The sequence below is a fragment of the Aeromicrobium sp. Sec7.5 genome (assembly GCF_036867135.1).
Classification (GTDB): Bacteria; Actinomycetota; Actinomycetes; order Propionibacteriales; family Nocardioidaceae; genus Aeromicrobium.
On sequence record NZ_JBAJIJ010000004.1, the window covers coordinates 1 to 12,708 of the forward strand.

Consider the following 12,708-nt stretch of genomic DNA (forward strand, 5'->3'; position numbering starts at 1 on the left):
GCGCCGATCACGACTTCGTGCTGATCGACGCGCCGCCGCTGCTGCCCGTCACCGACGCCGCGATCATCGCGAGCAAGGTGGACGGAGCGATCCTGGTGGTGCGACACGGCGAAACCAGTCACGAGCAGGTGCGGATGGCTGCCGACCGGCTTGCCTCGGTCGACGGCCGGCTGATCGCCGCGATCGTCAACATGACGCCGACGAACAAGAGCGGCTCGGGCTACGGGTACGGCTACGGCTACGGGTACGCGCCGGCGCCCGCCGAGCCGCAGCGCATCGCCAAGGGTGAGAAGACCGAGCGCGAGCCCACGGTGTCGCGCCGCGCTCGCAAGCAGGCTTCTCGGGAGGCCAGCGTGATTCCTCCCCGGTCGCAGGACGATCAGGTCGATCCCTCGGTGGAGAGCGACGCTGAGGCCGATCACGAGGTACCGGACGACGAGGCACTCGGCCTCTCCTCGGCTGACGTCTCCCTCGACGAGGATCCGAGCGCGGAGCCCACGGAGGACGGTCCCGAGCGCTGGGAGGATCCGGCCGTGGAGCCCGAAGGTGACCCTTCTGCGCCTGACGCGGGCGGCTGGTTGGACGCCTCCCAGGGTCTGGGCGACGAGCCAGCGCGGAAGAACCGGCGCCGCTGACGGGTGTCGATGGTGCGGGGAGGGGTCTCGATACGGGCTCGGCCGCGGGCGGCCTCCCCCCACTCGACCAGCAGGGGGCAGGGGCGCGGGGGTCTCGATACGGGCTCGGCCGCGGGCGGCCTCCCCCACTCGACCAGCGGGGGCTGGGGTGAGGGGTCTCGATACGGGCTCGGCCGCGGGCGGCCTCCCCCACTCGACCGGCGGGGGGCGGGCGGTCGTCGGGCTATTACCACTTCTGTGCCGATATGACCCGGGAGTCACAGGGTGTTCTCAGGCGTAGTTCAGGATCGGATGACCGTACCTGTCATACGAACTTCATAAAAGACGTGCAACACGCCGGAAAATCCGGGGTAGGCTTTCGTCTGTCGCCTCGGGAGGGGCGGACACACATCATCGAGACTTTCTGGAGAATGCTCATGCGCAAGACACTTGTGGCTCTCGCCGCAGCGACTGCGGGCCTCATCGTGGCCTTCGCACCCACCGCCGCCAACGCCTACCCCGACCCGGTCCTCACCGGCCTCAGCGGCTCCGCCGCCGACGGCGTCGTTGCCCCCGGCGAGGCCTTCACCCTGTCGGGTGGCTTCGACGGTGTCGACTGCAACCCGTGGACCGCCACCTCCACCGCCGGCCCCCTGAACCCGTCCTCCGGCTCAGGCACCACCTTCTCCGTCTCGGGCACGGCCCCGACGGAGCCGGGCACCTTCACCATCTCCATCACCTGCGACTACGACGACGGCACGCCCGTCGCCTCGACCGCTCCGGCATCCTTCACGCCGGGTGCGATCCCGCAGCAGCTGACCCTGACGTACGCCATCGCCGTCCGCACCGACGCCGGCACGGGCTCGGGCTCGGGCAGCGGCTCCAACGCCAGCAACGGCGTCCTGCCGTCGACCGGTGGCCCGAACGTGGCGCTGCTCGCCGCGGGTGGCGCCCTCCTCGTCGCCGGTGGCGCCGTGGCGGTTGCCCGTCGCCGCACCGCCGCTTGATCCACAGCTAGACCCTGACCGCCACCCTGGCGCCGGTTCTCCGGCGCGGGGTGGCGGTCGCACGTCCAGCCCACGTACGTTCCAGGTCAACACCGCTTCCCGCACCTGACCTCCGCCGCACCCAGGACACCCATGGCCTCACGCAAGGACCGGCACTCCGGTCGCCGCCGGGCGACGTCGTCGTCCCGGTCGCGGTCGGCGCGCTCAGGTGGAGGGCTCACGCTGCCCCGCATGCTGAGCCGCAAGCCCCGTACGGCACGTGAGCGTCACCAGCGCAAGGGCAGCCGCAAGCCCCTGTGGCTGACCCTCGCCGGCGTGGCCGTCGTGCTGCTGGCGTTGGCCGGATGGATCGGCTGGGAGGCCAACCAGGCGCGCGCCGCGTTGGCCGAGGCCACCGACCAGGCCTCGGTGCTGCAGGACGAGATCAGCTCCGGCGACACCGCGCAGGCCGAGCGCATCCTCGGCGCCCTGCAGGAGAACACCGAGACGGCGCGCACCCGCACCGACGGGTTCCTGTGGTCGGCCGCCGCCAAGATCCCGTTCGTCGGCGACAACCTCGGCGCCGTCACCACGGCGTCCGACGCACTCGACGCGATCACGCAGGACGCCCTGCCCCCCGTGGTCTCGACCGCCACGGCGCTCGACTCCGACCTGTTCAAGCCCGTCGACGGAGTGTTCCCGCTCGAGACGTTCGCGCAGCTCGTCGACCCGGTCACCACCGCGTCCGAGGTGCTCACCGAGCAGCGGGCGCGCATCGACGCCATCGACGCCGGGTCGCTGCTCGGGCCCGTGCAGGGTCCGATCGAGGAGCTGCAGGAGAAGGTCGGCACCGCCGAGAGCGGCGCCGCCGCCGCCGCGCGCGCCATGCGGCTCGCCCCGGGCATGCTGGGGGCGAACGGCCCCCGCACCTACCTGGTCATGTTCCAGAACAACGCCGAGAGCCGCTCACTCGGCGGGATCCCGGGCTCCATCGCGATCGTGCGTGCCGAAGGTGGCCGGATCACGTTCGACGAGAGCTACTCCTACTCCGACATCGGCAGCTTCGAGCAGGACGTCATCGCGATCACCCCGGACGAGGCCACCACCTTCGGCACCACGATCGCGCGCGACCTGCGCGACACGACGCTGACCCCCGACTTCACCCGCGCGGCCCAGTTCGCCAAGGGCATCGTCGAGCAGAAGTTCGGTGAACCCCTCAGCGGCGTCGTGTCGGTCGACCCCGTGGCGCTCTCGTACGCGCTCGAGGGCACCGGACCGGTGTCCCTGCCCGAGGGCACCGTGCTGACCGCCGACAACGCCGTGACCACCCTGCTCAGCAGCGTGTATGCGAGGTTCCCCGACCCGAACGACCAGGACACGTTCTTCAGCGTCGCCGCCCAGACGGTGTTCTCGACCGTGCTCAACGGGCAGGGCGACTACCGCAAGACGCTCGAGGGCCTGACCCAGGCCGTCGACGAGCACCGCATCCTCGTGTGGAGCGCCGACCCCGCCGAGCAGGCCGAGCTCGAGGAGACCCCCCTGGCCGGGGTGCTGCCGCAGGGTGGGCCGAACCCGCAGTTCGGGGTCTACATCAACGACGCGACGAGCTCGAAGATGCAGTTCTACCTGCGCTGGGACTCCACGGTCGAGGCGGTGCAGTGCCTCGACGGCAACCAGCAGGAGCTGGAGCTCACCGTGAAGCTCACCTCCACGGCACCCCCGGACGCTGCGCTGCTGCCCTCCTACATCGTCGGCAACGGCCGGTTCGCCGACGTCGGCACGCAGCAGGTCAACCTCCGCATCGCCGCCCCCGCGGGCAGCACCCTCGAGTCGCTCGAGGTCGACGGGGCCCGCACGATCTTCGCGCAGGGCATCCTCGGCGACCGCCCCATCGCGATCCAGCCCGCCGTGCTCGCACCCGGTCAGGACGTCACGATGAAGCTGACCGTCACGACCGGGGAGGACCAGCCGGGCGCCAGCATCGTCAGCACGACCCCCGGGGTCGTGCCCTTCGCGCAGGACAAGCGATTCGGGTCCGCCTGCGGTTGATCCCCTCGGGGTTGGCGGGGTGGGGGCCACGCCGCCGGTCGAGTGGCTCGCGAGCTCTGCGGGGAGGAGCAACCACGCCGGGCCGCACCACCCGTTGGTCGAGTGGCTCGCGAGCTCTGCGAGCGGCCGTATCGAGACCCGGTCAGGTGCAGGCACTCGTCAGCCACCGACCTCTACCACCGCATCCCTCCACCTGACCGGGTCTCGATACTGGTCCTCGTTCCTCGGACCAACTCGACCAGCGAAGGGTGGCAACCCCTCACTGGTCCTCGTTCCTCGGACCAACTCGACCAGCGGAGGGTGGCGACCCCTCACTGGTCCTCGTTCCTCGGACCAACTCGACCAGCGGAGGGTGGCGACCCCTCACTGGTCCTCGTTCCTCGGACCAACTCGACCAGCGAAGTGGTGTCCTCTCGCGTCAGCTGGTGGGGAGCTGGGGCACAACGCGGGCGGCTTGCCATGCGGCCAGGGAGTCCAGCTCGGCTGTCGAGTAGGTGAGGTGCGGCCACAGGTGGGCGCCCGGGCGAAACGCGCAGAACACGTCCCCCTCGTGACACATCGAGATCGTGCGTGAGGCGACCCACGCGGGCACCGCACGGGCGGCCCCGGGGAAGAAGCCGACGAACGATCCCGAGGCCTCCCGCACCTGCTGCGTGGCGGGCAGGTTCGCGCCCTCCCAGAGGGTCTCGGTCGAACCGGGGACGCGCGCCGGATTCGCCAGCAGCACCACACCGGCGATGCGGGCCTGCAGCGACGTGGGAAAGGTCGGCGTGAGCAGCGCGTGAATGGCGAGCGCCCCCTGCGACGACCCGATCAGGACGAACTTCGTCGCGGGGCAGCGTGCCGCCTCGGCCTGGATCAGCTGGTCCATCTTGTCGACCCCGTCGAAGACGCTGACCAGGAACTCCAGGTAGTCGATCTCGGGGTCGTAGCTGGGGATCTGGAGCGCCAGGTACTGCACCGCCATCAGCTTGAACGTCGTCGACGGCCGTGCCGCCGCGATCTGCTCCTGCATCTTCAGCGCGACGACGTAGTTGTACGAACCGAAGCCGCTCTCGTCGGCCGTGAACGGCCCGTAGGTCGTCGGATCGGGGCTCTCGGGGAACTCCCCCGAGCCGCGCACACCGACGAGCACGACGTCCCGGCACTCCACCTGGGTCGGTGTCGCCTGCGGTGCTGCGACGGCCGGCCGGTCCGGCGCCACGAACCCCGTCCACGGCAGCACCGCGACGCTCTCGCCCTGCACCTGCACGCCCGTACCGTAGGGGAACGGGCCGCTCGCCGAGCCCCAGTCGACGCCCCGGGCGTCGAACGCGTAGTTCGCCGAGACGCCCACCTCGCAGTCGCGCACCGAGCCCGTGAAGGTGCCGTCGACCGGCCCGTCGATGGCGACGCATCGCGTCGACCGGGAGATCGCCGTTCCGGACAGCGCGACGGTCGGAGCCGCGCCTGCCTCTCCGACGGCCAGCACCGCCGTCTCGGCATAGGCGAGCTGCGCGTTCGCCATGACCAGCGTCCCCTTCGACCGTGCGCTCAGCCCGACGTAGTCGTCGGCCGCCGGGGAGGTCGCCGACCCGTCGCCGTTGGTGTCGCCGACCGCGAGGTCGTCCTTCACGGAGGTCAGCACGACCGGGGACGTCGGGATCCCGTTCGCCGTGAGGTTGCCCTCGACCAGGATCGTGCGGCCCTGCTGGAACTTGACCACCGTGCCGGCCTGCAGCGTGAGCGTCGCTCCCGCAGCCACCGTGAGGTCACCCGTGACGCGGTAGACCTGCGCCTTGTCGGGGCCCCAGACGGTGTCGGCCGAGATCGTCCCGGACACGGTCTGCACCGCGGGGACGTTGACCACCACGGCATCGCTCGCGGCGGTCGCCGTGGTGTAGCCGGCGCGGGAGCCGGTCGCGCGCACCGAGATCGACGCGCCCCGGTCGGACCCGAGGACCATGTAGGTCGAGGCGGTCTCTCCCGCGATCGGCGAGCCGTTGCGGAACCACTGCAGGGTCGTCGTCGCGGCCGCCGGGGTCCACGCGGCCACGGTGGCCGTGAGGGTGCTCCCGGGGGTGCCGGACCCGGTGATCACCGGTCGCACCGTGGCGAACGTGCCCGCCGCCACCGCCTGAGTCCTCGACGACTCCCGGGCCGTGGTCACCCGGCCGGCACTCGATCCGGTCACTCTCACCGAGAGCTGCCGACCCTGCATCTCCGCCGCCACGGTCAGGAGCCGGTTGGTCGCGGACGGGATCGCCGTGCCGTCGGCCGACCACTGGTAGGTGAACGTGGCGGACGGCGACCAGGCGCCGGGCTGAGCGGTGAGGACCTGCCCGACCTGCGCGAGTCCGGTGATGGTCGGAGTCGGCGCGGCGTCGAAGGCCGCCGGCGGACCGACCGGGGTGTCGACCCCCGCCGCTCGGTAGAGGAAGGCCGCCATCTGCTCCCGGAGCACCGGAGCCGCGGGATCGAACCGCTTCCCACTGGCCGTCACGTACCCCGTCGAGATCCCCTCGGCGGCCAGCCACGTGATCTCCTGGTAGAAGGTCCGCGTCGTCGCCACGTCCGTGAACGGCGACACCGCAGGCGGTGAGAACGCCGGCTCCTCCGCCGCCCGGTACAGGAAGGCCGCCATCTGCTCCCGCAGCACGGGAGCCGACGGATCGAACCGCCTCCCGGCCGTCGTGAGGTACCCCGTCGAGATCCCCTCGGCGGCCAGCCACGTAATCTCCTTGTAGAACGTCTGCGTCGTGGCCACGTCGACGAACGGCGACACGGCGGGCGCCGAGAACGCGGGCTCGCCGGCCGCCCGGTACAGGAACGCGGCCATCTGCTCCCGCAGCACCGGAGCCGACGGATCGAACCGCTTCCCGTTCGGCGTCACGTATCCCGTCGAGATCCCCTGGTCGGCGAGCCAGGTGATCTCCCGGTAGAACGTCTGCGTCGTCGCGACGTCGGTGAAGGGTGAGACCGCGGGTGCCTCGTAGGCCGACGCGGACGGCGCCGCGACGAGCATCGTGAAGGGGAGCGCCAGGGCAGCGAGCACCGCGACCATCCGACGCATCCGCGAACTCCTCGACTAGGCACAGATCTCCGGAGAAAGCGTAAGGAGACGCGACGCGAAAGTCAGACGAATGACCAGATTGTGGGCGAGGTCTCGCTACGCGACCGCCCTCACCCACTCGACCAGCAGGTGGGTGGGTGGGTAGGTGGGACCGGGCACCGTCGGGTGCGGGGGGTCTCGATACTGGTCCTCGTTCCTCGGACCAACTCGACCAGCGAAGTTGTTGCCGCGGGTGGCTTGGGCGATCGACCAGCGGGACGGGTCAGCTGGGGGGTGGGAGCAAGGTGGCGATGCGCGTGCCTTGCCAGACCGCGAGGGAGTGCAGCTCCTCGGTCGAGTAGTCGACGTGCCGGTCGACCACGGCGCCCGGGGCGAAGGCGCAGAAGACGTCGCCGACGTGGCACATCGAGATCGTGCGCGAGGCCACCCACGCCGGGAGCGGCTCCCCGAGGCCCGGGGAGAGTGCCGACCACCCGCCCGTCACGTCACGTACCGCGCTCGAGGCCGGCACGCCGGCGCTCTCCCAGAGGGTCTCGGACGCACCCACGCGCGCGGGGTTCGCGACCATCACCACACCGGCGATGCGCGACTGCTGCTCCGGCTGCGTCATCTCCGACAGGGCGATGTCGATCACGAGGGCGCCCTGCGAGCTCCCCAGCAGGACGAACTGCGACGACGGGCACCGCGCACCCTCAGTCTCGAGGAGCTGGCGCAGCTTGTCGACGCCGTCGAAGACGCTGACCACCAGGTCGTCGAAGCTCACCTGCGGGTCGAAGCTGGGATTGGCCACGGCCAGGTACTGGACCGCCAGGTAGGCGATGGAGGCGTCCGGCCGCGTCACGCTGATCTGCTCGGCCATCTTCGCGGCGATGGCGACGTTGAGGGACCCGAAGCCGCTGTACTCGAACTCGAACACCCCGGGCGTCGACGGGTCGAGGCTCGCGGGCGCCTCCCCCGAACCCCGGACCCCCACGACGACGAGGTCCTCGCACGTCGTCCGGGTGGACGGGGCCTGCCGCGGCGCGACCGCCGGTCGCGGGGCCGCCACGAAGCCCGTCCACGGCAGGATCGACACGCTCGCCCCCTGCACCGGCACACCGGTGCCGTAGGGGAACGGCCCGCTCGGCGAGCCCCAGTCCACGCCCCGGGCGTCGAACGCGTGGTCGGCGGAGACACCGATGCTGCAGTCACGGACCGAACCGGAGAACACTCCGGTCACCGGGCCCACGGCGGCGACGCACAGGTTCGACCGCGAGATGTCGGTCTCGGTGAGCGTCACGGTCGGCGCAGCGCCGGCCACACCACGGGCCGACACGGACGTGTCGGCGTACGCGACCTGCGCGTACGACATCAGCACCGCACCGTTCGACGTCGCGCTCACGCCCACGAAGTCTCCCGCCGCTGGCGCGGTGGCCGCGCCGTCACCGTTGGTGTCGCCACCTGTGGCGTCGTCCCTGACGGACGTCAGCACGACGCGCGAGGCCGCGGTGCCGTCGACCCGGAGGGTGCCCTCGACCTGCAACCGGCGTCCCGGGTCGAGCTTCACGACCGTGCCCGCCTGGAGCGTGAGCGTCACGCCCGCCGGCACCGTCACGTCGGCGGTGACCCGGTAGACCTTCGCCGATCCGGGACCCCACACGGCGTCGGTGGAGATCGTGCCGGCCACGTTCGCCAGGGCCGGAACGGCGCGGATCGTCACCGGGGCGCTCGTGGCTGTCGCATCGGTGTAGCCCAGCCGGGAGCCGGTGGCCCGCACCGTGATGGTGGTGCCGACGTCCGCGTCGGTGACGGCGTACGTCGACGTGGTCCGGCCGGGGACCGGCGCTCCGTTGCGCAGCCACTGCAGGCTCGTGAGCGTCGCGGCCGGCGTCCAGGCGCCGACCGTCGCCGTGAGCGTGCTGCCACTCGTGGCCAGGCCTTCGATGACCGGTGGCGTCGTGGTGAACGTGCCCGGTGCAACTGGCGCGGTCCTCGCCGACTCACGGCTGGTGGTGATGCGGCCGGCACTCGTCCCCGTGATGGCGACCGACACCTGCTGGCCGACCAGATCGGGCGTGACTGCGAGGGTCCGGCCGGACGCCGCGGTGATGGGGGTGCCGTCCGCCGACCACCGGTAGGCGAACGTCGCACTGGGCGACCACGCCGCCGTCTCGGCGGTAAGGGTGCCGCCGACCTTCGCGACGCCTGCGATGGTGGGCCCCGGAGCGGCGTCGAAGGCCACCGCCGGGGCTGCCGACGTCGTGCTGGTGACCGATGCGGCCGGCGAGTACGTCCCGGCCTGCGACCGGACGAAGACCGCGTAGGAATAGGTGGTCAGCGAGTCGAGGCCGCCGTCGACGACCGTGACCGCGGCGGGACCGAGGTCGGCGACGGACTGACCTGCGGTCGGGGTCGACGGAGCCGTGGCCCCGGCCAGCCGGCGCACCACGACACCGGCGGCCTTGCCGTCCGTCGGCAACGTCCAGCCCAGGGTGATCGCACTCGTGGTCGGGCTCGCGGTCAGGCGGGTGACTGGCGAGGGAACCGACCCGACACCCTCCAGCCGGTACAGGAACGCCGCCATCTGCTCACGCAGCACGGGCTGGCTCGGCCGGAAGGACCTTCGACCCAGGGCATCGGTGTACCCGGTCGTGATCCCGCGCTCGGACAACCACATCATCGGGCGGTAGAAGGAGTGGCTCGTGGGCACGTCGAGGAACGGCGACGTCGACGGCAGGATCACCGACGGCTGACCCTCCATCCGGTGCAGGAACGCTGCCATCTGCTCGCGCAGCACCGGCTGGCTCGGCCGGAACGTGCCGTCGGGATAGCCCGTCGTGATGCCGGACCGTTGCAGCCAGATCATCTGCCGGTAGAACGGGTGGGTGGTCGGCACGTCGACGAACGGCGACGTCGTCGGCAGGTTCGCCACGGCCGGCTCGCCCTCCAGCCGGTACAGGAACGCCGCCATCTGCTCGCGCAGCACCGGGGCCGAGGGATCGAACCGCGTCGTCCCGTCCCCGTTGGCGTAGCCGGTCGAGATCTTCCGGTCGGCCAGCCACGCCATCTGCGTGTAGAACGTGGCCGAGGTCGCGACGTCCGTGAACGGCGAACGCGACGGCGCCTCGTACGCCGACGCCGAGGTGCCCGGGACGAGCAGCGCGAGGGCGCACGCGAACGCTACGCTCACGGCGGCGATCCGGCGCATCCTGGGCTCCTCGAGCAAGGGGAAGAACTGCTCAAGAATCGTAAATAGCCACGGGGTCACCGCCGGGCTGACGGCGTGATGCTGCGCCCGGTGGCACGTCGCTCAGGCGGGGCCGAAGCTGTCGCCGCCGTCGTCGCTGACGAACACCTGCGGATCAGCGCCCACCACACCGACCAGCAGCGTGTCGTTCGCCGCGACGGCGCGGGCCGGGTCGCCCACGATGCAGCTGCGGTCGGTCCACGTGGCGCCGGAGTCGGTGGTGGTGAACAGGAACGCGGCGCAGCCCTGGAAGCGCGCCAGCGCGTAGCCCGTGTCGAAGGTCGTGAAGGTGGCGGTGCGGATGTTGTCGAGCCGCCCGAGCACGACCCACTCGGCCCCGGCGTTGCCCGTGCCGCGGACGACGCCGTCGACGCACGTGACCCGGGCGAAGTTCTCGTCGACCTGGCTCAGCGACGACACCGAGCACTGCGGCTCGCTCGCCGTGCCGCCCGGCGCCACGACGGTGCGCACGTCGGTGGGCGAGGGGTACCAGAGCGAGATCTCGTCGTCCTCGTCCCACGAGCCGCCACCGTCGGTGGACCGCAGCTGGACCGGCACGCAGTCGCTCTCCGTGCCGACCAGCACGATGTCGCCCTCGCCCGTGATGGCCGCGCTCAGCACCGTCTGCAGCCCGGGCGAGCGCGGGGTCAGGGAGGCGCCGTTGTCGGTGCCAGTCATCACCGTGGCCGGTGCGCCGTCGCACGCGCCTCGCGTGGCCCACACGACGGATCCGTCGTTCGTGACGTCCAGCACCGCGGCGGTGGACGGATCGAACTCGAACGCGGTCTGCTCGTTGTCGACCTCGTCCGGAGCCGGTGTCTGCTCGAGGGTGACGTCGCTCGACGGTGGCGGCTGGTTGACGTGGCGGTAGACCAGCACCACCAAGATGACGTCGACGATCAGGAACAGCGCCAGCAGGGGCAACCCGACACGTCGCGACACGCAGCAATTCTAGGGGTGCCGCGTCACCCGACGGGGCAGGAACCGCAGATCGGCGGGTGTGACCGGGGGCGCAGGCTCAGGCATGACGGGCGTCGCCGAGCGAGAGCTCGGCGTTGACGCGGGTACCGCCGTCGAGGTCGACCCACCACCGGTCGGTGATCTGGTTGATGATCGCCAGGCCGCGACCGCTCAGGGAGTCGTTGTCGAAGTCGATCGGTGCGAGCTCGTTGCCCTCACCGTGGTCGCGGACGCTGATCTCGAGCAGGCCCTTGGCGATCGACCACGAGACCTCGATCGTGCCGTCGTCGCCCGGGCGGCCGTGGCTCACGGCGTTGGTGAGCATCTCGCTCAGGACGATCAAGGCGTCGTCGATGTGGCTGGACGCGACCTCGTTCATCGTGAGGAAACCGGCAAGCTTCGTGCGGGCGATGCCGGGAGTGGACCGGGCGAACGGGAACCGGAGCACGTCGTGCGCTCGATGCATGTCGCCTCCTTCCACGCCCGGTGACGGACGACTCATCGGGCTCGTCCCACGGCGGGACTAGGTAGTCCAAACTAACCATGTCTGAGGCCAATGCCCAAGCCGAGACCTGTCAATGTTTACCACTCAACGACCCCAGTCGTCACTGATGTCACCCGGATAGGCGGGGGAACGGGGTCGCACGCGTGCCGGCGGACGGGCCTGATCGGGGTGCGGAGCGGCCTCGAGCTCGGCCGACCTGACACCCGTGCCGTCGGCCTCGATCCTCCGCGTGACCAGGCCCGTGGCTCGCACCTGCCACTCCACGAGCACCCCGACGAGCAGCACCGAGACGAGGGTCGGCAGTACCGAGGTCGCACCGAGGTCGGCGCGCAGCTGGGACGGGTCCATCGCGCCCCCGGCCTCGAGCCCGAGCCGCATCACGTGGTGGGCCACGTTCAGCGCAACGGCGGCCTCGAGCCCTCCGGTGCGCTGCGTCAGGACACCGGCGGTCAGCCCGAGCAGCACGCCCTGCACGAGTCCCCACGTCCCGCCGCCCTGCACCGCGGCGAAGAAGCACGTGCTCGCGGCGACACCGATCCACGCGACCGGCACCACGGTGCCGATCAGCTGCGGCAGGTAGCCACGGAAGACCAGCTCCTCGGCGATCGCCCGACCGGGCACCAGCACCAACGCCACCACCACCCCGAACCACGCCGTCATGGTCGGCACCTGCACCTCACGCCCCACGCCCGAGCCCGGCAGCGCCGAGGCGAGCACCAGCGCGAGAGTGACCGCGCCGAACGTGATCGCGCAGCAGCGACCCCACCATCCCCAACGCACCCGGCCCTCGACCGACCAGAGCAGGCGCAGCGCCGGCGATCCCGTGAGCCACAGCGCCCCCAGCAGGAGCGGAGCGGCGAGCGCGATCGTGCCGAGGTCGACCGCGAGCGCTCCCGGCCGGTCGACGGGGTCCAGCGGTCCGGCGCCCGCGAGGGTCGCCACCACCACGAACGCGCCCAGCGTCATCGCGCCCGCCACCGGCAGCTGCCACGCTCGGTGACGCGGGTCGTCGCGCGTCAGCAGGTGGTACGGCGTGGACATGGGTTCATTCTTCCGTGCCCAGAGCCCCCGATGGCCACCCTTTGCCGGTCGAGCGCCTCCCCGAGCCCGCCACCCCGCCGGTCGAGTGCTCGGCGAGCCCTGGCGAGCCGGCATACCGAGACCCCCGCCCGAGTGAAGCCGACCGGGTCTCGATACGGGCCTCGTTCCTCGGCCCACTCGACCAACGGATGGAACCGCCGGTCGAGTGCTCGGCGAGCCCTGGCGAGCCGGCGTACCGAGACCCCCGCACCCGACCGCACCCCCCAACCACCGGA

Annotated in this window: 8 protein-coding genes; 3 read left to right on the forward strand and 5 right to left on the reverse strand. The window is 71.4% G+C overall.

The genetic code is table 11. The features are described from left to right. The first annotated feature begins 17 nt into the window (after positions 1 to 17). The 3 genes from V6S66_RS16965 (at position 18) to V6S66_RS16975 (ending at position 3,649) form a co-directional block, all read left to right on the forward strand. Positions 18 to 635 (forward strand): tyrosine-protein kinase family protein, encoded by a 618-nt coding sequence (locus tag V6S66_RS16965; RefSeq protein ID WP_334207979.1) that lies wholly within the window; start codon positions 18 to 20, stop codon positions 633 to 635. Between the two features lie 416 nt (positions 636 to 1,051). After that, a complete protein-coding gene (locus V6S66_RS16970) occupies positions 1,052 to 1,621 on the forward strand; it encodes an LPXTG cell wall anchor domain-containing protein (protein WP_334207980.1) in 570 nt (189 codons plus the stop codon). A 231-nt stretch (positions 1,622 to 1,852) separates the two neighbouring features. Next, on the forward strand, positions 1,853 to 3,649 hold the full coding sequence (locus tag V6S66_RS16975; RefSeq protein WP_334207981.1) for a DUF4012 domain-containing protein: 1,797 nt from the start codon (positions 1,853 to 1,855) through the stop codon (positions 3,647 to 3,649). Positions 3,650 to 4,067: 418 nt separating this feature from the next. On the opposite strand, the gene V6S66_RS16980 is transcribed toward V6S66_RS16975, so the two are convergent. The 5 genes from V6S66_RS16980 to V6S66_RS17000 all read right to left on the reverse strand — a co-directional run bounded on the left by V6S66_RS16980 (position 4,068) and on the right by V6S66_RS17000 (position 12,433). Next, positions 4,068 to 6,701: an S-layer homology domain-containing protein gene (locus tag V6S66_RS16980; protein ID WP_334207982.1), complete on the reverse strand. Its 2,634-nt coding sequence runs from the start codon at positions 6,699 to 6,701 to the stop codon at positions 4,068 to 4,070. 262 nt (positions 6,702 to 6,963) lie between these two features. Next, on the reverse strand, positions 6,964 to 9,888 hold the full coding sequence (locus V6S66_RS16985) for an S-layer homology domain-containing protein (RefSeq protein ID WP_334207983.1): 2,925 nt from the start codon (positions 9,886 to 9,888) through the stop codon (positions 6,964 to 6,966). Between the two features lie 102 nt (positions 9,889 to 9,990). Next, positions 9,991 to 10,869 (reverse strand): WD40/YVTN/BNR-like repeat-containing protein, encoded by an 879-nt coding sequence (locus V6S66_RS16990; RefSeq protein WP_334207984.1) that lies wholly within the window; start codon positions 10,867 to 10,869, stop codon positions 9,991 to 9,993. A 76-nt stretch (positions 10,870 to 10,945) separates the two neighbouring features. After that, the gene (locus V6S66_RS16995; RefSeq protein WP_334207985.1) at positions 10,946 to 11,353 is read right to left on the reverse strand and encodes an ATP-binding protein; all 408 of its coding nucleotides are present in this window, start codon (positions 11,351 to 11,353) and stop codon (positions 10,946 to 10,948) included. 123 nt (positions 11,354 to 11,476) lie between these two features. Continuing rightward, positions 11,477 to 12,433 (reverse strand): CPBP family intramembrane glutamic endopeptidase, encoded by a 957-nt coding sequence (locus tag V6S66_RS17000; protein WP_334207986.1) that lies wholly within the window; start codon positions 12,431 to 12,433, stop codon positions 11,477 to 11,479. Positions 12,434 to 12,708 lie beyond the last annotated feature (275 nt).